Raw genomic sequence first — 26,140 nt, forward strand, 5'->3', positions numbered from 1 at the left:
GCGTAGCTTTTGTAACTCCGAGAATCAGATATGAAGTGAATTACTCCAAGTATCTGAAGTATCTCACAAAAATTAGAGTTTGACTATCCGGTTGATTATAAAGCGCTTACCTTGTAAAAGTGCTTCTCGCGTGTGTAAAAATGGGAATAGAGTGTGCAAATTATTTGACATAGGCAAATCCTCCTTGGTAAAAAATAATATTGTTTGTTTCATCATTAGCGGGTTATTGCCTCGAAAGGGAAGCACCGAAAATGAGATGCCTTACGGCGAGAAAAATAGCAGGTAGAATCCTGCTGTGTTTTGATAAAGTTAGAATAGCATGAGTAGATGGAAAGTGCAAGATATACAGAAAAGTAACAGCTGGAAAAATACAGCTCTCCGCATTGAGTGCTTGTGATTCTTTTTCAAGTATGTTACCATTATTTATGGAAAAATCATGAAACACTGGGGCAAGTTTAGAATATGAAATATTTAGCACATATAAATGCCAAACATGATGAGCAATTGTTAAAAGAACATTTAAAGAACACAGCAGAGCTTGCTGGGAAATTTGCAGATAATTTTGGTGCATATGAATGGGGATATTGCTGTGGACTTTTGCATGACATAGGAAAATATTCCCTAAAATTCCAGGAAAGACTTCATGGTAATGAAGAAAAGGTAGACCATTCTACGGCCGGAGCAAAAGTGTGTTGGGATAAAAAAGGAGCACATCAGTTTTTGAGTTATTGTATTGCGGGACATCACGCAGGTTTGCCTGACACGGGTGGCATTAGTGATATGAGTACACAAGGAACAATGCTGGGGAGACTTAAAAAGAGTCTGGAAGATTACCAGAGATTTACGGAAGAAATTGAAATCCCCGAATTAAAGAATTTGCCTTTTCAACCAGTTGAAGGAGAAAATCTGGATTTCTTTGCAAGTATGTTGATAAGAATGATTTATTCCTGTCTTGTTGATGCGGATTATCTTGATACAGAACGATTTATGGATGGGGAAAGTATCAGAAATAATGGGGAGCCTATAGAAAAGTTATTTGAAAAGCTGGAATCACATATTTCCGGATGGCTTGATAACGATGATTTAAACACAATAAACGGGAGAAGAACAGAAATTCTAAAGCATTGTTTAGAGATGGGGAAAGAACAAAAAGGGATTTTTCGGCTTACTGTTCCGACCGGAGGCGGGAAAACGGTTTCTTCGCTTGCGTTTGCTTTAAAGCATGCAAAAGAACATCATATGGAGCGAATCATATATGTGATTCCATATACCAGTATTATTGAGCAAAATGCAAAGATATTTGCCGATATACTGGGACAAGATAATGTATTAGAATGTCATTGTGCCGTTGATTATGAATTGAACGAGGAATTGAAACCGATGCAGCTTGCGACGGAAAATTGGGATAAGCCAGTCATAGTAACTACGAGTGTACAGTTTTTTGAGTCCTTATTTTCAAATAAGCCATCTAAGTGCAGAAAATTACATAACATGACTAACAGTGTTATTATTTTTGATGAAGCGCAAATGATTCCAAATGATTATCTGAAACCATGTATAAGTGTACTGGAACAATTATTGCGTTATTATGGCAGCAGCATTGTATTATGCACAGCAACACAGCCTGCGTTAAAAGAATTATTATCACCGGAAATAAAGATTAGGGAATTGTGTGCGCGAATGGATGAACAATTTTCTTTTTTTAAACGTGTTTCTGTGAAAAATCTCGACAAGATAACGCAAAGCGAATTGATTCAAAGACTGGAACAGGAAAATCAAGCACTCTGTATTCTAAATACAAAAAAACGTGCCCAAAATATTTATCAGCGTATAAAGAGAGAAGGCGTTTATCATCTGTCAACAGCTATGTATCCTGTTCATAGAAAGAAAGTGCTGAATGAAATCAGAGAACGGCTGCAGAAACAGGAAAAATGTATTGTGGTATCTACAAGTCTTGTGGAAGCTGGGGTGGATCTGGATTTTCAGACGGTATACAGACAGCTGGCTGGAGCAGATTCTATTATACAGGCAGCAGGCAGATGTAACCGAGAAGGTAAAAGAACGGAAACAGAATGTTTTACGTATATTTTTAAACTGGATCAACAGGAATATGTGCAAGGGCAGAGACAGCAAATGGAAGTAACAGAAGGTCTGCTTGAAGAAAACAAAAATCTGGAAGAGTTGAATACGATAGAACAGTATTTCGAAATGTTGTATCACTTCCGCGGAGATAGTCTGGATAAAAAAGGAATATTGAAAAAGTTTAGAAAAGGAAATTTTCAGTTTGCTAGTGCCGCCAGAGAATTCAAGTTGATTGAGGAAAAAACAAAATCTATTCTTGTCCCAAAAGAAGAGGCAGCGCAGATACTATTATCACAAATAAGAATCAAAGGCTTCACGAAAGAACTTGTGCGGAAAATGGGACATTATTGTGTCAATGTTTATGAAAATGATTTTAATAAGATGTACGCGTTAGGAATGCTGGGTGAAATAACAGAGGATTCCAAGACGGATTGCTATGTTTTGAATTCTCTGGGAAAATATACAGATGACATGGGGCTTACATTGGATAGTGAATATGGTGAGGCAATATTAATATGATGGAAAGGGAAGTGCAATATGCACTTCCCTTTCCATTAACAGTTAATGATAAATAAAGATATTTCAATCCACAATTGGGAAAAACCAAAAGACTCTTTCACTATATCATATGATATTAAAAAATGAAAGAACAAATAACTTGTCAAATGGTAAAATAGATATTGACAATATTTAGAATTGTATTGTAGTATTATGTTAAATTAAGATGAAAAATCGTATTAAGGAAAGGAGATATTATGATTTTATATCATGGAAGCAAAGAGGTAGTAGAATATCCAGAAATAAGGAAAGCTGTATTTAACAAGGATTTCTATTTTGGCTTTTATTGTACTGAATATAAAATGCAGGCGGAACGGTGGGCAACTAGATATGGAAACAAAGGGTACGTAAATAAGTATGATTATGTACCAAATGCGGAATTGAAATATTTAAAATTTGATACGATGACGGAAGAGTGGTTGGATTTTATTGTTGCATGTAGATTGGGAAAATCACATACCTTTGACATTGTAGAGGGACCAATGGCGGATGATGCAATTTTTAATTATGTTCAAAATTTTATTGATAAAAAAATTTCGCGAGCGGCTTTTTGGGAATTGGCAAGATTTAATCATCCGACCCACCAAATAAGTTTTCATACGATTTCAGCTTTAGATACATTAACGTTTCTTGGAAGTGAGGAAGTATATGGGCGCAAAAAATAATAATAAATTGTTTTATACATGCAGTCTGATTGAATATATAGGAAGAATTCAGAAGAAAAGGAGAGAGGAAATCCTTGACGAACTGGGGCAAAAAACTTTAGAAAGAATTTACGAATATTCAGATATATTACACTGTGAGCCAATAGAAAAGGTCGCATACGAATTTATGAATGAATGTCAGATGACATCAGGAACCTTTGATAATGTCGGAGAATGTAGGTTTCGGATACCGGATTATTGGGCGATAGGAGAAGTCTATGAAAGACTGATTGAGGACAGCTATTCAGATGAGGATATAGTTGAGGGGATCTGGGAAGTATATCATTCGTGGATTGATGAGAAAATTTCTGATTACAACACAGACTTTTATTTTCAGCCACGAGATTATATTGCGGCATGTTATAGAAAAGGGGAGATTTTATAGTAAAAGGAGATGAATGTCCATGGCAAAAGGTGTTAGAGTAAAAGTATGGGGCGACTATGCATTATTCAGTAGACCGGAGATGAAAGTGGAAAGATGTTCTTATGATGTCATGACACCTTCGGCAGCCAGAGGAATTCTGGAAGCAGTCTATTGGCATCCTGGGATGAGATGGATTATTGATAAGATTTATGTAAATAAACCAATACAATTCACAAGTGTCAGAAGGAATGAAGTAAAGAGCAAGGTATCGGCTAATAATGTATTACCAGTGTATAATGGGAGTCCTAAAAGGCTTTATCTTAGCAGTAAAGCAGAAATTGTACAAAGATCTTCCATATTGCTTCGAAATGTGGAATATGTTATTGAAGCACATTTTGAAATGACGGATAAGGCAAATATCAGTGATAATTCTGGGAAATTTAAGGACATTATTATGCGGAGATTAAGGAAAGGGGAGTGTTTTCATACGCCGTATTTTGGATGCAGAGAATTCCCGGTAAGATTTTGCTTGTGCGAAGAAGAGGAAATTCATACAGCTTATTCGGATGAGGATGAACGGGATTTGGGATTTATGCTCTATGATATGGATTATTCGAATCCAGAGAATATCCAGCCTATGTTTTTCAGGGCAATTATGAAAAAAGGAGTGATCGATTTGAAAGACTGTGAGGTGATTCGATGATTCTGCAGGCATTGGTGAATTATTATGAAGCGTTATTGGATAATAACAAAGTCGCAGCACAAGGATGGTGTCAAGCGAAAGTGTCCTATGCTTTGAATCTGGATGTAAATGGAAGAATAAAAGGAGTGATAACTCTAAAACAGGAGATGGAAAGAGGAAAAATAAAGGTACTGGTACCTGTATACAGAACGGTTCCACAGACAGTTTCCCGTTCTTCAGGGGTACTGGCTAATTTCCTTTGTGATAACTCGAAATACATTTTGGGAGTTGACACATCGGGAAATGGGAAAAGAGTGCAGGAATGTTTTGAAGCTTCTAAAGAAAAGCATTTAAAAATATTGAAATCAGTGAGCGGAGAGATGGCAGAAGCCATAAGAAATTTTTTTTGTACATGGAATCCGGAGAATGCAAAAGAGCATGACAAGCTAAAAGAAATATGGGAAGACATTACGGATGGAGGTAATTTGATTTTCGTAATGAATGAAAACGAAGCACAGGATGATGGGGCGATACATACGGCATGGGAAGATTTTCTGAATCAGGAAGAAGGAAAAATGTCGGGGACATGCCTTGTTACAGGAAAAAAAGATGAAATTGCAAGAATCCATTCGACGATAAAAGGTGTACAAGGAGCACAATCCAGTGGAGCGGCGCTGGTATCTTTTAATGCCCCTGCATTTGAATCTTATGGAAAAGAGCAGAGTTACAATGCACCGGTAGGAAGATATGCAGCATTTGCTTATACGACAGCGTTAAATTATCTTTTGGCACAAAGAGATTATGTTTTTCAATTTGGAGATACAACGGTTGTGTTTTGGGCAGAAGATGGAGAAGAGGTATATCAAGATCTGTTATGTGGATTCTTAGAACCACGAGATGATAATCAGGAAATAATAAAAAGTATTTTCAAGAATTTAAAAGAACGACGGGCAATTGATGTAAATGGAATCAAATTGAATATCAATCAAAAATTTTATGTTTTGGGATTGGCGCCTAATGCAGCCAGATTGGCAGTCCGCTTTTTTTATGAGGACAGTTTTGGAAAGATACTGGATCATCTTCAAAAGCATTACAATAGAATGAAATTGGTAAAACCGTCCTGGGAAAAACGGGAATATTTAGGTGTTGGAAGCATGTTAAATGAGACTGTTAATCAAAAAGCTAAAGAGAAAAAGCCGATACCGAATCTTCCGGGAGCGGTTTTAAGAGCAATCCTGGAAAATGGAAGGTATCCTGAAAGTCTATATAACGATATATTGATAAGGGTTAGAGCAGAGCAAGGGAGGATTACATGGGGACGAGCTTCGATTATAAAAGCATATTTAATTCAAAATAAGGCATTAGAAAAGGAGGAGGATTTTGTGGTATTGAATCAGGAGGCAAATGATACGGCATATGTGTTGGGGAGAATTTTTGCAATACTCGAATACATACAGAAGGATGCCAGCCCGGAGATTAATTCAACGATAAAAGATAGATATTTCAATTCAGCTTGTTCAAATCCGGCTTCAGTCTTTCCGATTTTGATGAAACTAAAGAACAGCCATCTTCGAAAAATAGGAAGACAAAAAGAATGGAGAAAGGCATATTTTGAAGGTGTACTGGCAGAACTGCTGGGGAAAATAACAGAATTTCCTAAAAGTCTTACACTAGAAGAACAGGGGCATTTTATTTTAGGATATTATCATCAAGTACAGAAATTATATGAAAAAAAGGAGGAAGAATAAATGAGTGAGGTAATTAAAAACAGACACGAATTTGTAATTTTATTTGATATTGAAAATGGAAATCCAAATGGAGATCCTGATGCGGGCAATATGCCGAGAATAGATCCTGAGACAGGATATGGACTGATTACGGATGTGTGCTTGAAACGTAAAATAAGAAATTATGTTGAGACAGTAAAAGAGGATGAACCAGGTTATAGTATATATATTAAAGAAGATGTTCCCCTTAACAGAAGTGATAATAAAGCTTTTGAATATCTTGGGGTAAATGAAAAGACAGTGAAAGAACTGAAGAAGAAAGATCCCGATGCCGATTTAAAAATCAGGGATTTCATGTGTCGAAATTTTTATGACATTCGAACATTTGGAGCAGTCATGACTACATTTGTAAAGGCTTCATTAAATTGTGGGCAGGTAAGGGGGCCGGTGCAACTTGGATTTGCAAGGAGTATTGATCCGATTGTAAGTCAGGAAGTTACGATAACCAGAGTGGCAATTACTACCGAAAAAGATGCTGAGAATAAAAGTACAGAAATGGGACGTAAAAATATTGTTCCGTATGCTCTGTACAGAGTAGAAGGATATATTTCGGCAAATCTTGCAAGAAAAGTGACAGGATTCTCAGAGGATGATTTAGAACTTTTGTGGGAAGCGATTATTAATATGTTTGAGAACGACCATTCCGCAGCACGGGGAAAGATGGCTGTTCGCGAATTAATTGTGTTTAAGCATAGTAAGGAACTGGGAGATTGCCCGGCATATAAATTGTTCGACTCTGTGGAAGTGAAAAGGAAGGAAGAGGTTGTATATCCGAGAAAATATCAGGATTATACGATCAATATATGCGAAGATATGATACCGGATACAGTGGAATTGATAAGGAAAATATAATGGAATACAGAGAAGATGAATATTTGATGATTTCTGGGATTCAACATTTTAGCTTCTGTAGAAGACAATGGGCCTTGATCCATATTGAACAACAATGGGCAGAAAATGAACATACAGTGATTGGAGAATTAATGCATAAAAAAGCGCATGATCCATACTTGACAGAGAAGAGAAAGGATGTGCTTATTACAAGAGCACTTCCGATTTCTTCACGTTTACTCGGAATAAGTGGAGAATGCGATGTAGTAGAATTTCACAAAAAAGAGCAGGGAGTAAAGTTGTATGGGCATAGAGGATTTTTTGAAATATATCCGATAGAATATAAAAAAGGAAAACCTAAGGAGTCCGAAGAAGATATTTTGCAATTGACGGCACAGACATTGTGTTTGGAGGAAATGTTCTCTACGGATATTTCAGAAGGCGCACTTTTTTATGGAGAAACAAGAAGAAGAGAAATTATTCAATTTACCGGCGAATTAAGGAAACATGTAAAAGATATGGTAAAAGAAATGCATCAATATTATGCAGATAAGTATACACCAAAAGTGAAATATAGTAAAAGGTGTAATTCTTGTTCATTAAAGGATATATGTATGCCCAAAATGGAGAAAGCATCTACAGTAAGTGAGTATATTGAGCAGGCATTGGGGGATTTGCAGTGAAAAAATTGTTGAATACATTGTATATTACATCAGAAGACAGTTATGTGTCTCTTGATGGGGAAAATGTAGTTGTTTCAGAGAACGGGTGTGAGAAAGGAAGAGTTCCACTGCATAACTTAGAAGGAATCGTTTCGTTTGGATATAAAGGGACAAGTCCGGCGCTGATGGGAGCATGTGCAGACAGAAATATTTCTTTATGTTATTTGTCACCTCAGGGGAAATTTTTGGCAAGAGTAAGTGGAAAAGTCAAAGGGAATGTGATTTTACGTGAACAGCAATATAGGAGTTTTCTGAATGATGAAACCAGCTTGAATGTTGCAAAGAATTGTATTATTGGGAAAATATATAATGCCAGATGGGTGTTAGAGAGAGCAACGCGGGATCATGGTTTACAGGTGGATGTTGAGAAAATGAAAAAGGCATCAGAAAATCTGAAGAATTCATTAAATGATGTACGCGATTGTGGGGCAAAGGAACAGTTACGTGGATTTGAAGGGCAGGCGGCTCAAATATATTTTGGCGTTTTTGATGAATTGATTCTTCAACAGAAAAAAGACTTTTTCTTTCAAGGAAGGACAAAGCGGCCTCCTACAGATAACGTAAATGCATTACTTTCATTTGTGTATACGTTATTGACCAATACTATTACTTCTGCATTGGAAACGGTTGGTCTTGATCCATATGTGGGATGTCTTCACACTGAACGCCCCGGACGAGTCTCGTTATCTCTGGATTTGATCGAAGAATTGCGTCCGGTTCTTGCAGACCGGTTTGTAGTATCTTTGATAAATAAAAAAATGATCTCGGGAAAAGGATTCAAGAAAAAGGAGAATGGTGCAGTTTTGATGGATGATGAAACCAGAAAAATTGTATTAGTGGAATGGCAGAATAAAAAGCGTGAGACTCTCACACATCCTTTTCTAAAGGAAAAGGTTGAGTGGGGAATGGTACCTTATGTTCAAGCTATGTTGCTGGCAAGATATTTGAGAGGAGATTTAGATGCGTATCCACCTTTTTTATGGAAGTGAGGGATTAGTTTATGCTGGTATTAATTACGTATGATGTAAACACAGAAACATCTGCGGGTAAAACTAGATTAAGAAAAGTTGCAAAGCAATGTGTGAATTATGGTAGACGTGTACAGAATTCAGTATTTGAATGTGTGCTTGATAATGCCCAATGCATCCAGTTAAAATCAGTGTTGTCGGATATTATTGATCCAGAAGTAGATAGTTTAAGGTTTTACTATTTAGGAAATAAATATAAAGCAAAAGTTGAAAGTATAGGTGTAGAACGCGGAATTGCAATAGACGATGTACTGGTTCTGTAGTTATTAGTTGGTGCGAATTATCAGTGAACAAGAAAATACTAGTTGATTCGCACTTGAAAATGATTGCAAAAAACATATAATTAAGTAGAAAAAGCTATAATTTGTAAGCGTTATTTGCAGATTTTGACAAGATTCACATAATTCCCTGAAAAAATATTGCGAATGTGTGCAATTTTGCTGTCGCTCCCCTCGCGGGAGCGTGGATTGAAATATCGAAAATATCACATATCGCAACATTTGTGCTACAGTCGCTCCCCTCGCGGGAGCGTGGATTGAAATGTGAAATGCGTGGCGATACATACCGGATTGGGATTGTCGCTCCCCTCGCGGGAGCGTGGATTGAAATAATAGTCTGATCGTATTTCGCGTCAGTAAGCGTTGGTCGCTCCCCTCGCGGGAGCGTGGATTGAAATTGGAAGAAAGCTGCAGAGAAAAGAAAGACTCCTGCGTCGCTCCCCTCGCGGGAGCGTGGATTGAAATTCATCCGCGAATTCCTCCGCTAATATTTTTGCTGTCGCTCCCCTCGCGGGAGCGTGGATTGAAATCGTGTTTGCTCTTATCTGGCTTGTGCGGGCACTCTGTCGCTCCCCTCGCGGGAGCGTGGATTGAAATATCCGTGATTCCGAGCAGGTATTTCTGAGGGCTTGTCGCTCCCCTCGCGGGAGCGTGGATTGAAATCTTTAAACCATTTGCTACTGCTCCCGGATCGCTGTCGCTCCCCTCGCGGGAGCGTGGATTGAAATAACCTCAAGGATTCGGTTAATCGCTCCGCCTTGGTCGCTCCCCTCGCGGGAGCGTGGATTGAAATTGACATGATCTTATCATACAGGTTATCCGCGGATGTCGCTCCCCTCGCGGGAGCGTGGATTGAAATTCCGTTATCTATCCGCTTTGCACGGAATAAATATCGTCGCTCCCCTCGCGGGAGCGTGGATTGAAATAACTCCACCGAACTACTAACCATGTTTTGGTATGTCGCTCCCCTCGCGGGAGCGTGGATTGAAATGAATAATCCTTATTGAATGTCTGTATTCCATTATGTCGCTCCCCTCGCGGGAGCGTGGATTGAAATAACTTTTGCAATCACGCCATCTTCTGACATGATCGTCGCTCCCCTCGCGGGAGCGTGGATTGAAATGAAATATCATCTAGTTAGAGGCGCAAAGCTTGATGTCGCTCCCCTCGCGGGAGCGTGGATTGAAATATGGTCCTGGCAGACATTCGAACAGAGCTCAGAGAGTCGCTCCCCTCGCGGGAGCGTGGATTGAAATATCACGCCGGACGCTCATGATATTCAGATAGTATGTCGCTCCCCTCGCGGGAGCGTGGATTGAAATGCTGAATGTATTAAAGATATCAACAAGCGAGGTGGTCGCTCCCCTCGCGGGAGCGTGGATTGAAATGCCCATCATAGAGACATTAGTATTCGCGTTCGAGTCGCTCCCCTCGCGGGAGCGTGGATTGAAATATAATATGATGCTGAGGATGTATGGACAAGCTGAGTCGCTCCCCTCGCGGGAGCGTGGATTGAAATTTGTTTCACGGAGGATCTGCGTTAAGTCTGCTGCGTCGCTCCCCTCGCGGGAGCGTGGATTGAAATTCTCAGAAAGATATTGATGAGTTTATCGAATTTGGTCGCTCCCCTCGCGGGAGCGTGGATTGAAATTAAAAGCGTCTGCATTTGATGTTGCGGCGATTCCGTCGCTCCCCTCGCGGGAGCGTGGATTGAAATAGCAGGTAGTGATGCAAGTTTTAGTGGTGGTGCTAGTCGCTCCCCTCGCGGGAGCGTGGATTGAAATGTTGTGTATTCTGGGAAAAAGGATGGATTGTAGATGTCGCTCCCCTCGCGGGAGCGTGGATTGAAATATTCGGTATTCGAGAATGCTCATAGCCCCCATCGGTCGCTCCCCTCGCGGGAGCGTGGATTGAAATCAGTTAAGTCAGTGTTGCTGTGACATCATGCAGAACGTCGCTCCCCTCGCGGGAGCGTGGATTGAAATTGTTTTGGATGTGAAGCAAAGGGAAATGCCCTAGTCGCTCCCCTCGCGGGAGCGTGGATTGAAATTATAAAACGATTCGTCTACAGTATCAATTCCGATGTCGCTCCCCTCGCGGGAGCGTGGATTGAAATGGAAAACCAATGGAACTTGCAAAACGAGCAAAAGGTCGCTCCCCTCGCGGGAGCGTGGATTGAAATTTATTATGGGTTGCGTAGTGTGGATTGGAACAACGTCGCTCCCCTCGCGGGAGCGTGGATTGAAATTGGAATACTTGCATCCATTTCGTCAAGGAAGAAGGTCGCTCCCCTCGCGGGAGCGTGGATTGATACAATGAAAGCGAGTACCGCTGTGGTAAGTGTGTATTGTATAATTTAACAAAGAGACATTCATTTTGTTACGATGCTTGGGTTAAAAGCCTTGTATTAAAAAAATGTATTAATTGTTTATAAACATAGCTTTTGACACCAACCCCTGCCACGACCAGCGCCCCTCGGCTTCAGAGCCGTAACTATGTACCCGTCCCCCAGTCATCCTATTGTGATTCTTATTCAAATATGTTACCATGATTTATGGAAAAATCATGAAACACTAAAGGAGATCAAAGAAATGAAGTTTTCACAAATGCCTTATGAGCGCCCGGATCTTGAGGCGGTTAAGGTGCAATTAAATGAGTTTAATGAGCGTCTGGCAAAGGCGGAAAGCTATGAAAGTGCGAAGGCTGTTTTCCTTGAGAGGGAAACGTATGAGAAGCATGTGGATACCATGGAGTCACTGGTATCCATCCGCCATTCTATTGATACCAGGGATGAATTCTATGATGACGAGATGAAGTTCTGGAATACATCGGGACCGGTTCTGGAAGAATACCGTCAGGAATGGAATAAAGCAATGCTGGAAAGCCCGTTCCGTCCACAGTTCGAAGAAGAATACGGTAATGTAATGTTTATAAAAGCAGAAATGGCTAAGAAGACATTTGCACCGGAGATCATCCCGGATCTGCAGAAGGAAAATGAGCTGGCGACGACGTATGAGAAGTTGCTTGCATCAGCGCAGATTCCGTTTGAGGGGGATGTTTATACTCTTTCGCAGATGGCACCGTTTAAAAATGATGCGGACGATGACAGACGTCTTGCAGCATGGAAAGCGGAGGGGCAGTGGTACAAGGATAATCAGAAGGAACTGGATGATCTGTATGATCAGCTTGTTCATGTGCGTGACCAGATTGGAAGGAAGTTGGGATATGACGGATATACCGAACTTGGTTATTATAGAATGCAGAGAAATTGTTATGGGAAAGAAGAGGTTGGTCGATTCCGTGAGGCGGTTGTGAAATATCTTGTGCCGGTAGCGGATGCGGTATGCAGAGAGCAGGCGAAACGTATTGGAAGGGAATATCCACTGAGTTTTGCGGATGCGGCGCTGAAGTTCCGTTCCGGTAATCCAAAGCCGTGCGGAGAGCCGGAAGATATTCTTGCACAAGGCAAGAAATTCTATGATGAACTGTCTCCGGAGACCAGCAAATTTTTCAACACCATGTTGGATCAGGAACTTCTTGATGTATTATCAACGCCTGGAAAAGAAGCCGGAGCTTACTGCTCAAGCATTGCTGACTATGGAGTGCCGTTTATTTTCGCGAACTTTAATGGTACCCAGGGAGATGTGGAAGTCGTGACACATGAGGCGGGACATGCATTTGCGGCCTGGCTGAATCGCGACCGGGTACCGTACAGCCAGATCTGGCCGGGAATGGAAGCTTGTGAAGTACATTCTATGTCTATGGAATTCTTCGCATGGCCGTGGGCTGACGGGTTTTTTGGTGAAGACACCCGTAAGTTCAAGTACAGCCATCTCGCCGGTGCACTGACATTCATTCCGTATGGAACGATGGTGGATCATTTCCAGCACATTGTGTTTGAAAAACCGGATATGACACCGAAGGAAAGGCACGGAGTATGGAAAGAACTGCTGGGAATTTACATGCCATGGATGAAACTGGACGGCGAGATTCCATTTTACAGTGAAGGAGAAGGATGGCAGAGACAGCACCATATTTATTCGCTTCCATTCTATTATATCGATTATTGTATTGCACAGACGGTGGCTCTGGAGTTCTGGGCAATGATTCAGGAAGACCAGAAGAATGCGTGGGAACACTACATGGCATATACCAGACAGGGAGGAAGCCGTGTGTTTACGGAACTTCTGGAGCATGCGGGAATGGTAAGCCCGTTTGACGAAAACTGCCTGAAGACAGTAGCGGAAGCTGCAAAGAAATGGCTGAGCGAGTTCGATTTGGGAGGGATTCAATAAAAACGGGCATTGCTTTAGCGTGTTTATTTTTGTTTTTCATTGGAGGGTATTCTGCCGGTTTCCCTTTTATAAGCGCGGGAAAAATAACTCTGGCTGTTAAAACCAAGCTTTATTGCGACAGAAGACACACTTTCTCCATCCTGAAGGAGTTCGGAAGCGGTCTTCATTTTGAGTTTGATCAAATACTTATGGACGCCGATTCCCGCAAACTTCTCAAAAATGCGTTTAATTCCTGCTTCGCTGATGTTGCAGAACCTGGCTATTTCTGATATGGACGGCTGGCGATGGATATTGCTGTTCAGGTAACTGATTGCTCTGCTGAAGCATACCGCATCCGGTGCGGAGGAAGTGGAGGATACGACTCCATTTTCGGACAAATGAAGAATCAGTTGCTGAATGTAGGTACTCACTGTCTGAAAGTAAGCGGGGGAGTGAACGAAAGACTCCAGGTAGTCAATGCCTTTAGAATTCGAAGAAGAGAGATTATCTGCCTCGGATCTCATATAAGAGAGCATCCGGCAAATAATCTCTTTTTCGGATTCGGACAGAGCAAATACTTTGTTTTTGAGAAATGAAGTAAGTGATCCTTCGGCAGAAAATGAGAAAATCAGCAGATCGGCACCGACTTCCCCATGAATAAGAAATTTATGAAATTCCATCGGTTTATGAAATACGATATTACCGCGTGTAAGGTTGTAAACACGCTCATCTCCGGAGACGCAGACTTTACCGTCTATGACGTAAAGGCATTCCCAGAAATTGTGGGTTTCCCCTTGAAAAGCATACCCATCGTTATAATGCATTTCAAATAATGAATAAAGACTATTTATTATAATTTGCTCTTCAATATGATAGGCCATCCAGACTATGTTTTCTTTTTGCATACCGATATTCTCCCGTATCTGTGTCAGATTCTGCATTTGCATGCTGCGATTTAGTGGTCCCATATTCTTTGTCTATAAAATGAGCTAAAAATACATATATATGAGCTAATGAGCCATAGATATATCTTTTTGATGGTGATATTATAGCATTGTCCAGAGAAATTGAAAAGTGATTCTTATGGAGATAAAGGAGGAGAATGATATGACGGATATCAAGATCGGATTTATTGGACTCGGAAGCAGAGGCGCGAATTTGTTGGAAGACATTGTGCTTGGACAGGGGGAACACGTGACGGCGGTTTGTGATTCTTATGCTGACCGGGCGGAAAATGGAGCGGAACTGGTGAACAAAGCGGGTCAGGACAGACCTCATGTATATACAGATGCGGAGGACGTGATCCGGGATGAAGAAGTGAATACGGTGATCATAGCATCGGCGTGGGAAAGCCATGTGGAGATCGCAATCGCTGCTATGTATGCGGGGAAAGCAGTTGCGATGGAAGTAGGGGGAGCCTATACATTGAATCAGTGCTGGGATCTGGTAAAAGCCTATGAAGAGACAAAGACACCGTTTATGTTTTTGGAAAACTGCTGTTTTGGAAGACGCGAAATGATGGTACTCAATATGGTACAGCAGGGCGTATTTGGCGAGATCGTGCACTGCGCCGGTGGATACCAGCATGATCTCAGGAAGGAAGTTACATTTGGAAAAGAGAACAGGCATTATCGCCTCAGAAATTACCTGTCAAGAAACTGTGACAACTATCCGACACATGATCTGGGACCGATTGCCAAAATATTGAATATCAATCATGGAAATCGTATGCTGACACTGACATCAACGGCTTCAAAGGCGTCCGGCCTTCGTGATTATATTTTAAAGAATAAACCTGAAGATGAATTTCTGAAGAAACAGATTTTTACACAGGGAGATATCGTGACTACTGTCATCAAATGTGCGAAGGGTGAAACGATCGTGCTGACGCTGGATACAACCTTGCCTCGATATTATACCCGCAATTTTACAGTCCGGGGAACCGCGGGAATGTATGAGGAAGTGACAGATTCTGTATTTCTGGACCGAGAAGAGGATATTGCCCATGATTTTGACTGGGGAAAGACAAATATAAACAATGCTCACCTTTATGAAGAACAGTATGAGCATCCGGTCTGGAAGGAGTATCTTGCCGAAGGAGTTCAGGGAACACATGATGGAATGGACTGGTTGGAATTTAGGACTTTCTTCCGTGCACTTCGAGAAAATGCACCTATGCCAATCGATGTTTACGATGCCGCTTCGTGGATGGCAATTACTGTACTTTCGGAAATGTCTATTGCCAGAGGCGGAGCAGTGGTGGATATTCCGGATTTCACAAATGGAAAGTGGGATAGTGAGATCCTTCCAAGGGAGTAATTGTTACCGGTTTATCATTCTTACGAAAAACAGATTGTATTTTCCTATATTTTTTGTAAAAACGTCAATTGTGCTTTGCTATTATTTTTCTTATAATTGCATTTGTGAATTTTGAAAGAAAGCGGCCGCTCTCCGATAGCACTTGAAAAGCAGGAGGGCGGTCGCTTGAACGATAGCAATATATGAGAAGGGGAGCAAAAGAGCATGGCATTACAGAAAGATATGACAACAGGAAGCCCCGGGAAGATTATTTTTGAATTTACACTCCCGGTTTTTATTGGAAATGTATTTCAACAGTTTTATAATATGGCGGATACGGTGATCGTCGGGAAGTTTGTGGGAACAGGTGCTCTGGCGGCAGTGGGAAGCACCGGAACGATCATGTTTCTGATCCTTGGTTTTGTGATGGGGATGACGGCCGGATTTACGGTGCTTACTGCACAGAAATTCGGAGCCGGTGATATGAAAGCAATGCGCCAGACAGTAGCGAGTGCGACGATACTTTCTACGTTGATGTCTGTACTTCTTACCGTGGTCAGTATGGCATTTATGAAGCCGCTCCTACGGTTTATGAAGACACCGGAGGATATATTTCAGGATGCTTATGTCTATATCATGATTATCTGTGCGGGAATTTTTGCACAGATGCTGTATAATCTGCTGTCGAGCATCTTAAGAGCGCTGGGGAACAGTAAGGTTCCGTTGTATTTCCTGATACTGGCGGCACTCCTGAATATCGTGTTGGATCTTGTGTTTATTATTGTATGTAAAATGGGAACGGCAGGGGCCGCATGGGCAACCGTGACAGCGCAGGGTATCTCGGGGGTTTTATGCCTGGTTTATATTGTGAAAAAGGTATCTGTTTTACATTTGAAACGAGATGACTTCCGGTTCAAATCATATTTGATATGGAATCAACTCAGAGTGGGTTTCCCGATGGCACTTCAGTATTCCATCACAGCGATCGGAAGTATGATGGTACAAACGTCATTGAATTTGCTGGGATCCGTGCAAGTGGCAGCATTTACCGCAGCAGGGAAAGTGGAACAAATTGCAAATCAGGCATACGTGGCGATGGGAACAACGATGGCGACCTATTCGGCGCAGAACATCGGTGCCGGAAAAGTAAAAAGAATCCATCAGGGATTTCGCTCAGTCACAATGATGGGATGCGTTTATTCGGCAGTGATTGGATTGCTCATAGCGTTCTTTGGAAAATATATGACATATGTTTTCGTTTCTGATAACGTCAATACGATTATGCAGTCGGTGGATATTTATCTGAAATGTGTGGTGATGTTTTTTGTCCCGCTTATGATCGTGAATGTATACCGAAACGGAATCCAGGGAATGGGATATGGACTCATGCCGATGATGGCAGGGGTGGCGGAACTGATCGGAAGAGGAGTAGTCGCCGTGGTCGCTGCCGGAAGAAAAAGCTATGTGGGTGTGTGCCTTGCAAGTCCTGCCGCGTGGGTATTGGCAGGAAGTCTGCTTTTGGTGATGTATTTCTACATTATGAAGCATGACATGAAGAAATTCGAACAACCTGTGTCGGAATAAATTTATCTTGAAAGAAGATAAAGACTCGGCGTACTTGAATTTTGGAAGAATGGGGAAAAACTCCGCTGAATAGACTTGTAATAAGGAATTCAAGCGGAGTTTTTTATGCAGTTTTTTCTCTATATGAGCGATTTTATTGTACCGTTTCTGATTTTGGGGATTGTGATCTATGGGATCAGTATGAATGTGGATGTTTATGATACCTTCATCAAGGGAGCCAGGAGCGGATTCCTCACGGTGATCAAGATCATGCCGACGCTCATCGGGCTCATGGTGGCGGTCGGGATTCTCAGAGCGTCCGGATTCCTGGAATACATATCCGGACTTCTGGGACGAGTGACACAGTATGTCGGATTTCCGGGAGAACTGGTGCCGCTTACGGTTGTGAAAATGTTCTCTTCTTCGGCGGCAACCGGCCTTTTGCTGGATATTTTCCGGGAATATGGAACGGATTCAAGAGTGGGTCTGATCGCTTCCATCTCGATGTCATGTACAGAAACGATTTTCTATACCATGTCCGTGTATTTCATGACGGCGAAGGTGACGAAGACCAGATACACATTTGCCGGGGCGCTCGCGGCTACGTTTGCGGGGCTGGCGGCAAGTGTGGTGTTGGCTGGGATGATGTGAGAAACGATGTCTTGCTGAAAACAGTTTTTTGAAGGAGGAATCCTGCAACCGGTACTAGTATAGCGTCCCGAAAATAACTGGACCACTCACTTGCCTCCTTCTCCGATTGCGCAGGTCAAAAAGCCTCAGCGTAGCCCGCTACGCCTACGTTTTTTGACCTGCACACTCGAAGAAGTATTCTGCGTGATTGGTCCAGTTATTTATCGGACGCTATACTAGCCTGCCGGAGGATCCTCCTTTTTTAGTTGTCTTTGTTCAATTTGAAAGTGCCTTTCTGACAGATTCATACACAATATCAAACGGTGCAGGCCCCACATCCAGTACGGCCTTATGAAATTCTTTCTGCGAGAAATCGTCGCCTTGTGTTCCCGCGATTTCTTTCTTCAGATTCAGAAATTCCAGATAACCAAGATAATATTTCAAATAGTTCGCCGGATCACCGACGATGAGTTCATAGAGATTCTGGATCGCTGCGAGGTCTGTGATCCCATAGTCTTTGAAAAACACAGCGGTATCGATCAGCGTCCACCCGTCGTAATGGATTCCGATGTCGGCAAGTGTATAGAGCCCAAGAAGAACAGAAGTATTCTTCTGGTACAGGCTGGCTTCCGGTTTGGAAATCGGTGCCATGTAGTAGGACATCATTTCTGCGTAGGTTGCCCAGCCTTCTACATAGCCGCCAAAATCGAGGAGACTGCGGATCGGATCGGCGTTCTGTGAAGAAAAATATACAGTCTGATACAGGTGACCGGGATAGCCCTCATGAGCCAGTGTGGTGTAGAGGGAAAGTCCGCCGGAAGTCTGCCCCTGATTGATGTAAATCACGTTTTCGGAAATATTATCGATTGCAGGAATCATGTAAAATGCAGGACTTAAGTAATCCTCCAGAGCGGTCGGGACATATTTGACAGAGGTCTCTACGTCCGGAATCTCTGGAAACGCACCGTTGATCTTCTGCCTCAGGTCATTTAACATCGAAGAAGGCGCCATGGAATCCAGAACCGACAGAAGCTGATCGGAATAAAGAACCTCTTCCATGGCAGTCAGGTCTTCTATGATCTGTTTTTGAGTCATTTTCTTCAGATCTTCGATGGAATCGGAGATGCCGGTTTTACTGCGGACCAGGATCTCATAATAGGTTTTCCCATCGGGTAAATAGCAAAGCCCTTTCTCATTCGTTCCGTTTCCTTTTAATGCATTTAAAGAATCGGCAAGTTCCAGATATGCAGGGAAAATCACATTCTGAAGCGCTGCGTCGTTCTGTGAAATAAGGCTGCTCCGTTCCTCATCGGAAAGCTCCAGAGAATCCAGCCGTTCTTCAAATGTTTCGTACAGATAATTATCTTCTCCCATTTCTACAAAGGAAATGCATTGGCTCGTAACAGAATCCACCTGATAATCCGGCATAAACATGCCGACGTCGATACGGGCATTTTCAAATGCAATCAAAGAATCAAAATAGTCATCGGTATCTTCCAGAAGTTCCAGATATGTTTCGGCATCTTCGACACTGTAAAACTGAAATTCCGAGAGCAGGACAGGAAGCTGGGCGTGAATGCCGGTGATTGGCGATAGAGGATCCTGGTAAAGGAGATATTCCGCCATTTGTGAGGAAGTATCCAGATAAGAGTCCAGAATTTCGTATGTCAGCCGATTCTCCTCAGAAAGAGAGGCGGGATGAAACTGATGAAGCGATGCCTGGCAGTTCTCAATCGAAGCCAGAGCAGCATCCGGATCGCTGGGAAAGCTCCCGTATGTAACGGGGCAGTCCGAAATACCGTAATCGGCTGGATTGCGAAGGGTGTAGTGAAGGCTGATCGTGTTGGAAGAAACTTCACGGCAAAAAAGATCGTGGGTGAATTTACGAAATGCTTTATCTTCATTGGTTGAAAAGCTGATCTGACTGCAGCCGTTCAGCATAGTAAGAATTATGAAAAAGGGAAGAATGAGAGAAATTCGTTTCTTCTGGGAGTGAAGAAGGTGATAGGACATAGAGACTCCATAAGATTTTTTATTAATATATGAAGAAATAGGGAAAAAAAGAAATAAAAGATATTGACGAAATGCGAAAAATGTGGATAATATTCATAGAAACGACAAGTGACAAGACAGATGACAAGTGACAAGATGACATGCCGGATGGCAATGGAAAATGGAGGGTTTATGAAAGAGTTTCTAAAGAAAAAGAACATTATTTTCTCTGCAAAGAGATATGGGATCGATGCACTCAGTGCAATGGCCCAGGGGCTGTTTGCGTCTCTTCTGATCGGTACGATCATCAGTACGATTGGAGAACAGACCGGAATTGAGATCCTTGTGATGGTGGGAGCTTATGCAAAGGGAGCAACCGGTGCTGCGATGGCGGTATCCATCGGATATGCGCTGCAGTGTCCTCCGCTGGTATTATTTTCACTGGCGGCGGTAGGTATGGCGGCAAACGAGCTGGGAGGAGCAGGCGGACCGCTTGCGGTTCTGGTCGTGACGATTTTCGCTGCTGAATTTGGAAAACTGGTTTCCAAAGAAACCAAAATTGATATTATTGTAACACCGATGGTGACGATCGGAGTCGGCGTTCTGCTCAGCCTCGGATGTGCGCCTGCAATCGGCAAGGCGGCGAGCACCGTAGGAACTGCAATCATGTGGGCGACAGAACTGCAGCCATTCTTTATGGGAATTCTGGTATCTGTGATCGTAGGAATTGCACTGACACTTCCGATCAGCAGTGCGGCAATCTGTGCGGCTCTTTCTCTGACAGGGCTTGCCGGAGGGGCGGCAGTGGCCGGATGCTGTGCCCAGATGGTCGGATTTGCGGTGATGAGTTTCAAGGAAAATAAATGGGGCGGACTCTTTGCCCAGGGAATCGGAACTTCCATGCTTCAGATGGGAAATATCGTTAAGAATCCGAAGATCTGGCTCCCGCCAATTCTGGCTTCAGCAATCACAGGCCCGATTGCCACCTGTATCTTCCGCCTTCAGATGAACGGAGCGGCGGTTGCGTCCGGAATGGGAACCTGCGGCCTTGTGGGACAGATTGGTGTGTACACCGGATGGGTGAGTGATATCGCAAACGGAGCGAAAGCCGCGATCACAGCAATGGACTGGATCGGCCTGCTCCTGATCTGCTTTATCCTGCCGGGACTTCTGTCATGGCTGATCGCGATTCCGATGCGCAAGAAAGGCTGGATCGGAGAAAACGATCTGAAACTGGATCTGTAAAAGAAGATTTAGACGAATACATATAAGAAAAACGAGTAACCAAACCGGATCGAAGAGGTTACTCGTTTTTTTACTTGTTATGAATTGCTGTGGCTTTTGACAAAATCAAGAAACCGAAGCGTTGCCGGGGCTGCGGCTGCATTTTCAGAATAAGCGACACCCAGAACACGCGTATAGTGGCTGGAAAAAGAACGGACACAGACGTCAAAAGGCGCATTGGTCAGCAAAAGACGCGGAAGTACGGTAATACCGAAACCTGCTTCCACCATTTTCAAAGTGGCAAAATCCTCGTTCAGCCGGTAGCGGATCTTAGGGGTAATGTTGTTCATGGCGAAAATATTTCCCATCTCGTAATCCAGACCATCAGAGGAAAGAATAAAGTTCTCATTATCGATATCGGCAAGAGATACTTCGGCCTGAAATGCAAGCGGGTGACCGGCGGGGGTGACCAGCATCAGCTCATCCGTTCCCACCGGAATAAAGGAAGATTCCGGGACAGAATAGCGGGAGACGAAGATACAGTCCAGTTCGCCGCTGTGGAGACGTTCTTTCAATCCGCTGAAACCATCGACCGTAAGTTCAAAGTTGATATTCGGATAGACGGAAGAGAATTCCTTCAGAATATCCGGGAGCCAGTGATAGGCGATGCTCTGGATTGTACCGATCCGGATATATCCGGTATCCAGTCCGTTCAGTCTCGCCGCAAGCCGGTTGATCTGCTGCTCTTCCCGGCAGATGATCCGAAGTGATTCAATGATCTCCTCGGTGCCAAGCAGAAGATCCATGCCGGATTTGGAACGCTTGAACAGGGGAAAACCAAGCTCTTTCTCATAACTTCGGATCGCCTGGCTGATGGCAGACTGCGTATAATTCAGTTTTTCGGCCGTTTTAGAAATACTGTGTGTCTCGCAGACATCCAGAATGATTTCATATTTATTCATGCGAACTCCTTCTATTAAAAAAAGTGATACTACCTATTAAAATAATTTGCTTTTCGAATTGCTTTTTATCTTTTATTATAAACATGGATGAATGTTTTTTGTCAAGAGGGGGACGGGTACATAGTCACCCAGTCACTGCCTCAAATGCATACTAAATAGGAGGAGAAATTTATGGGAACAGAATTCTGGAATGGAGCAGAAGCGGCACATAGACGAGTGATGATGAAAGCGGCCGGATATTCAGATAGTGATATCCGCAAGAAACCGCATATTGGTGTACCGAATTCATATATGGAGGGATCACCGGGATCCGCACATCTGCGCCAGATCGCGGCAGCAGTCAAAGAAGGAATCTGGGCAGCAGGAGGCGTGCCGGTTGAATTCGGAATTCCGGCAACATGCGGAAACATTGCAAATGGAGCGGAAGAACTGAAATACGAACAGGTAGGACGCGACATCGTGGCCATGTCGGTAGAATTTGTCAGCCGTGTCCACAATTTTGACGGACTGGTTATGGTAGCATCCTGTGATAATATTATTGCCGGCTGCTATCTGGCGGCAATGCGCCTGGATATCCCTGCCATGGTGGTGACAGGGGGATCTATGCAGCCGGGACAGTATTGCGGCAAAACAGTCGTAGAAGCGGATCTGGATGCAGCACGTTTCTCAGGCGCCGATGAGAGTGAACTGATGGAAATGGAAGACAATGTCTGCCCGTCATTTGGTGCATGTCCGTCCATGGGAACAGCGAATACGATGCAGATGCTGGGGGAAGTATTGAATCTGGTACTTCCGGGAACGTCAACGATCCCTGCAACCGATAATGCAAAACTTCGCAAAGCCCGTGAAGCAGGAAAATATGCGGTTCTGATGGCAAAAGCAGGAAGAAAACCTTCCGATCTGATCACGAAGGAAGTTCTGGAAAATGCAATCATGTTTGACATGGCGGTAGCCGGATCAACCAATGCGGTACTGCATCTGCTGTCTTATGCATACGAACTGGGAATCAAATTGACACTGGAAGACTTTGAACATTATGCCAAGGAAATCCCGTGCATCAATGCAGTCGTACCGAGCGGCCCGTATACGGTAGTAGATTTTCACTATGCCGGAGGCGTACCGAATGTCATGAAAATGCTGGAGAGCAAACTGCATACAGACGCACCGAGCATGTACGGATGTCCATGGAGCGAAGTGCTGTCCAAAGTAACCGCACAGGAAAATAAAGTAATCCATTCTCTGGACCGTCCGCTGTTCCATGAACCGGGACTTAAGATCCTTCGCGGAAATCTTTCCCCGAACGGAGCAATCGTACGTCCGACAGCGGTTTATGACGAAGTGAAGTACATGAAAGGCAAAGCAAAAGTATTTGAAAATGACCGTTCCGCATTTGAAGCAATTCAGGGTGGACAGATCGTGCCTGGCGATATCATTGTAATCCGCTATGAAGGATGCAAAGGCGCACCGGGAATGAAAGAACTGATGCTGAGTATTGATGCTCTGATCGGACTTGGATTACATAAGAGTGTAGGACTGATTACCGATGCCAGATTCTCCGGATTTAACTTCGGTGCTATTATCGGGCACGTTTCACCGGAAGCATATGACGGAGGTACGATCGCACTGGTGGAAAATGGAGATGAGATTGTGATCGATATTCCGAACGGTGAAGTATCGCTTCTGGTATCCGATGAGGAACTGGCAAAAAGACGTGAAAACTGGGTATGCCCACCGCTTAAGGAAGAGAAGGGATGCCTGAACATTTACGCAAAGATGTGCCGCCCGGCAGAAGAAGGCGGAGCGATGCAGCCGTGGGGACTGGACGCAAAATTCAAATAATAAGATTTTAGGAGAGTGAAAAGATGCTGTTATTATCAAGAGAAGATATTAAAAAAGTATTTACTATGAGGGATGCAATCGAGGCGGATAAGGAGGCGTTCCGTCTGGTTGTTGAGGGAAAATGCGATTCCCCGCTCAGAACAAATATCCAGGCGCCGAAATATGACGGATGTTTTTTGTTTATGCCGGCCTATGTAGAAGAAATGGATACCGCTGCGGTGAAGATCGTCAACATTTTTCCGCACAATATTGACCAGGGAAAGCCGTCCTCTCCGGCACAGGTTCTTCTGATTGACGGAAAGACCGGAATCGTTACGGCTGTGCTTGACGGAACCTATGTGACCCAGATCCGTACAGGTGCGGCTTCCGGCGCGGCATTCGACGTATTGGCGAAGAAAGACTGCCGGATCGGTGCACTGATCGGGACCGGAGGACAGGCAGCGACTCAGCTGGAAGCAATGCTGGAAGCAAGAAAACTGGAGGAAGTCCGGGTTTATGACCTGAATTATGAGCGTACTGCCGCATTTGCAGAAAGAATGCAGGAAGAACTGAAGGCATACGGAGCAAAGATTATTCCGGTTCATTCTTCCGATGAAGCAATCGATGACGCGGATCTTCTGATCACCGTGACACCATCTTCCAAACCGGTGTTTGACGGAACAAAGGTGAAAGCCGGAGCGACCATTAGCTGTGTCGGAGCATACCAGCACCACATGCAGGAGATGGATCCGGCAATCCTGCCGAGAGCATCCAAGATTTATTTCGATTCGAAAGAGGCGGTGCTGTCTGAATCCGGAGATATTCTGATTCCATTAGAAGAAGGAATCATCACCGAAGAAGACTTTACAGGAGATCTTGGAATGGTACTGAAAGGGGAACTCGTAGGCAGAGAAAATGATGAGGAAATCATTGTTTTCGAGACCGTAGGAGTTGCGGTTCAGGATCTGGTGGCTGCCAAGAAGATCTATGAAAAAGCGGTGGAAGCAAATGTAGGAACTGAGTGGAAATAGAATAAAATAGATTCAAAAAAACTTTCAGAAATTGTGTTCTCATTGATAAAATGCATGTATATTTTGTGGCCTTTGTGTCAGGATGGGCAGCGTTTGGAGCGTTTATCACGATCATTCCATGGGAAGCAATCTATGTCGTTGATATTCTCGGGATTCTGTTTCCACAGCTGAAAGCAGGAAAGCCGTTGTACTCGTTGGCGGGAGCGGATATCTATATCGGGCATATTGTTGTCGGGACGATTATATCCATTATCTTGTATCTGATTAACCGGAGAGGTGTGGCGACATCCGCTACACTTCAGAGGATCCTTTGCTTCGCACTGGTTGGAGCGAGAATCCTTGCCGGATTTGAGACGATTCCGCAGGGGATTGAGAGTGCAGGAGGAAATACGAAGAGTGTCGGGAAAACGGTTGTTATTACGGTAGTACTGTCCTGCGTATTTTATGCACTTTTGCTGATTCTTCTGTTTATTCCGAATCAGCCAGTATTTATGGGCGGAACGGCTGTTGGACTCTTCTTTGCGTGGATGATGACCGGCGTGTTATTATATGTCCTCGACTACAGACAGAGACAGAAATATTCCAAACTGAAAAGGGCGTCATTCCTGTTTGCAAGTATGTCCGTTTCCGATATCAGCAATCCGGCATTTATGGATCTGTTTGAAGAGGATTACAGAATCATGTCGTTTGTTGTCCCGAAAGATGCAACTTATGTCGGGCAAAATCTGATGGATCTGGGATGGGGCAAGAATCAGAGCATATTCATCGTAAAAATCGAGCATGGTACAGAGATGCTGATGCTGCCGTCCGGGAAAACAGTAGTATATGGCGGAGACCGTGTATTTGCAGTCGGACTTTCCAAATCGATACAGAAATTCATCGATTATCAGGATGTCGGAGCGAAGTATACGATCAGTACACTGAAAGATTTCATGGGATTCGGTGAGACAGAGAGACAGTCGCCACTTGTCTGCGTAGAAGTGAAAGTGACCGGAAAAGAACCGTATTGCGGGAAAGAGCTGAAAGATACCGGAATTCAGTCGGAGGAGCACTGTATGATCGTGGGTATCAAGCGTGAAGATGATACGATTATGATGCCGCATGCCACAACCGTGATCCGGCAGGGAGATGTTCTATGGGTAATGGGAGCGGAAATGAATGTTGAGCATCTGGAAGCGTTAAGTAAAGAATAAAAAATAAGCAACGAATGGTAAAGCGCCGTTTCAAGAGATAAAATACTTGAAACGGCGCTTTTTTTCATTGTTTTACAAAAGAAATGAATAAATTCGTTACAATGAAGACAGAGGGGAAC

The 26,140-nt window shown here is 43.2% G+C and carries 20 protein-coding genes and 1 CRISPR repeat array; of the genes, 17 read left to right on the top strand and 3 right to left on the bottom strand.

Going from position 1 to position 26,140, the window contains the following annotated elements:
* The first annotated feature begins 462 nt into the window (after positions 1–462).
* From cas3 to ACTNBR_RS06170, 10 genes are all read left to right on the top strand, one after another.
* Entirely contained in the window at positions 463–2,601 is a 2,139-nt protein-coding gene (cas3, locus tag ACTNBR_RS06125) for a CRISPR-associated helicase Cas3' (RefSeq protein WP_441017278.1), read from the top strand.
* 236 nt (positions 2,602–2,837) lie between these two features.
* Complete coding sequence (locus ACTNBR_RS06130; RefSeq protein WP_427820657.1) at positions 2,838–3,305, top strand: DUF3990 domain-containing protein; 468 nt, start codon at positions 2,838–2,840, stop codon at positions 3,303–3,305.
* The gene (locus ACTNBR_RS06135) at positions 3,289–3,729 is read left to right on the top strand and encodes a hypothetical protein (RefSeq protein ID WP_427820658.1); all 441 of its coding nucleotides are present in this window, start codon (positions 3,289–3,291) and stop codon (positions 3,727–3,729) included. The genes ACTNBR_RS06130 and ACTNBR_RS06135 overlap by 17 nt, the downstream gene beginning before the upstream one ends.
* 19 nt (positions 3,730–3,748) lie before the next feature.
* Entirely contained in the window at positions 3,749–4,411 is a 663-nt protein-coding gene (gene cas5c / locus ACTNBR_RS06140; RefSeq protein WP_427820659.1) for a type I-C CRISPR-associated protein Cas5c, read from the top strand.
* On the top strand, positions 4,408–6,138 hold the full coding sequence (cas8c, locus tag ACTNBR_RS06145; RefSeq protein ID WP_427820660.1) for a type I-C CRISPR-associated protein Cas8c/Csd1: 1,731 nt from the start codon (positions 4,408–4,410) through the stop codon (positions 6,136–6,138). The genes cas5c and cas8c overlap by 4 nt, the downstream gene beginning before the upstream one ends.
* Positions 6,139–7,029: a type I-C CRISPR-associated protein Cas7/Csd2 gene (gene cas7c, locus ACTNBR_RS06150; protein WP_427820661.1), complete on the top strand. Its 891-nt coding sequence runs from the start codon at positions 6,139–6,141 to the stop codon at positions 7,027–7,029. It begins immediately after the preceding gene.
* Entirely contained in the window at positions 7,029–7,691 is a 663-nt protein-coding gene (cas4, locus tag ACTNBR_RS06155; protein WP_427820662.1) for a CRISPR-associated protein Cas4, read from the top strand. The genes cas7c and cas4 overlap by 1 nt, the downstream gene beginning before the upstream one ends.
* A complete protein-coding gene (cas1c, locus tag ACTNBR_RS06160; RefSeq protein ID WP_427820663.1) occupies positions 7,688–8,719 on the top strand; it encodes a type I-C CRISPR-associated endonuclease Cas1c in 1,032 nt (343 codons plus the stop codon). Before cas4 ends, cas1c begins: the two co-directional genes overlap by 4 nt.
* 11 nt (positions 8,720–8,730) lie before the next feature.
* On the top strand, positions 8,731–9,021 hold the full coding sequence (gene cas2, locus ACTNBR_RS06165; protein ID WP_427820664.1) for a CRISPR-associated endonuclease Cas2: 291 nt from the start codon (positions 8,731–8,733) through the stop codon (positions 9,019–9,021).
* 179 nt (positions 9,022–9,200) lie between these two features.
* Positions 9,201–11,350: a CRISPR direct-repeat array (repeat unit 32 nt; unit sequence GTCGCTCCCCTCGCGGGAGCGTGGATTGAAAT).
* A gap of 277 nt (positions 11,351–11,627) precedes the next feature.
* On the top strand, positions 11,628–13,331 hold the full coding sequence (locus tag ACTNBR_RS06170; RefSeq protein WP_441017275.1) for a M3 family oligoendopeptidase: 1,704 nt from the start codon (positions 11,628–11,630) through the stop codon (positions 13,329–13,331).
* Positions 13,332–13,354: 23 nt separating this feature from the next.
* Here the strand turns inward: ACTNBR_RS06170 and ACTNBR_RS06175 are convergent, their stop codons facing one another.
* Positions 13,355–14,215 carry an AraC family transcriptional regulator gene (locus ACTNBR_RS06175; protein WP_441042682.1) on the bottom strand — a complete coding sequence of 287 codons (861 nt, stop codon included), beginning with the start codon at positions 14,213–14,215 and terminating at the stop codon, positions 13,355–13,357.
* A 202-nt stretch (positions 14,216–14,417) separates the two neighbouring features.
* On the opposite strand from ACTNBR_RS06175, the gene ACTNBR_RS06180 reads away from it, so the two are divergent.
* The 3 genes from ACTNBR_RS06180 to ACTNBR_RS06190 all read left to right on the top strand — a co-directional run bounded on the left by ACTNBR_RS06180 (position 14,418) and on the right by ACTNBR_RS06190 (position 17,822).
* Positions 14,418–15,629, top strand: coding sequence for a Gfo/Idh/MocA family protein (locus ACTNBR_RS06180; RefSeq protein WP_441017269.1), 1,212 nt, complete (start codon positions 14,418–14,420; stop codon positions 15,627–15,629).
* A 204-nt stretch (positions 15,630–15,833) separates the two neighbouring features.
* The gene (locus ACTNBR_RS06185; RefSeq protein ID WP_441017266.1) at positions 15,834–17,192 is read left to right on the top strand and encodes an MATE family efflux transporter; all 1,359 of its coding nucleotides are present in this window, start codon (positions 15,834–15,836) and stop codon (positions 17,190–17,192) included.
* Between the two features lie 105 nt (positions 17,193–17,297).
* Positions 17,298–17,822, top strand: a complete 525-nt coding sequence (locus ACTNBR_RS06190; protein ID WP_441017263.1) for a spore maturation protein — start codon at positions 17,298–17,300, stop codon at positions 17,820–17,822.
* A 255-nt stretch (positions 17,823–18,077) separates the two neighbouring features.
* Here ACTNBR_RS06190 and ACTNBR_RS06195 read toward each other — a convergent pair whose 3' ends face one another.
* Entirely contained in the window at positions 18,078–19,814 is a 1,737-nt protein-coding gene (locus tag ACTNBR_RS06195; RefSeq protein WP_441017260.1) for a DUF885 domain-containing protein, read from the bottom strand.
* 171 nt (positions 19,815–19,985) lie between these two features.
* Between ACTNBR_RS06195 and ACTNBR_RS06200 the strand changes: the two genes are divergently transcribed.
* Complete coding sequence (locus tag ACTNBR_RS06200; protein WP_441017293.1) at positions 19,986–21,038, top strand: PTS transporter subunit IIC; 1,053 nt, start codon at positions 19,986–19,988, stop codon at positions 21,036–21,038.
* Between the two features lie 77 nt (positions 21,039–21,115).
* Here the strand turns inward: ACTNBR_RS06200 and ACTNBR_RS06205 are convergent, their stop codons facing one another.
* On the bottom strand, positions 21,116–21,979 hold the full coding sequence (locus tag ACTNBR_RS06205; protein WP_441017258.1) for a LysR family transcriptional regulator: 864 nt from the start codon (positions 21,977–21,979) through the stop codon (positions 21,116–21,118).
* A gap of 171 nt (positions 21,980–22,150) precedes the next feature.
* Here ACTNBR_RS06205 and ilvD point away from each other — a divergent pair, with 171 nt between their 5' ends.
* From ilvD to ACTNBR_RS06220, 3 genes are all read left to right on the top strand, one after another.
* Complete coding sequence (gene ilvD / locus ACTNBR_RS06210; RefSeq protein WP_427805929.1) at positions 22,151–23,818, top strand: dihydroxy-acid dehydratase; 1,668 nt, start codon at positions 22,151–22,153, stop codon at positions 23,816–23,818.
* Positions 23,819–23,841: 23 nt separating this feature from the next.
* Complete coding sequence (locus ACTNBR_RS06215; protein WP_441017255.1) at positions 23,842–24,828, top strand: ornithine cyclodeaminase family protein; 987 nt, start codon at positions 23,842–23,844, stop codon at positions 24,826–24,828.
* A gap of 74 nt (positions 24,829–24,902) precedes the next feature.
* The gene (locus ACTNBR_RS06220) at positions 24,903–26,021 is read left to right on the top strand and encodes a TrkA C-terminal domain-containing protein (protein WP_441042683.1); all 1,119 of its coding nucleotides are present in this window, start codon (positions 24,903–24,905) and stop codon (positions 26,019–26,021) included.
* The last annotated feature ends 119 nt before the right edge of the window (positions 26,022–26,140 follow it).

The sequence above is a fragment of the Bariatricus sp. HCP28S3_F11 genome (genome assembly GCF_052065395.1).
In the GTDB taxonomy this organism is placed as follows: Bacteria; Bacillota; Clostridia; order Lachnospirales; family Lachnospiraceae; genus Allocoprococcus.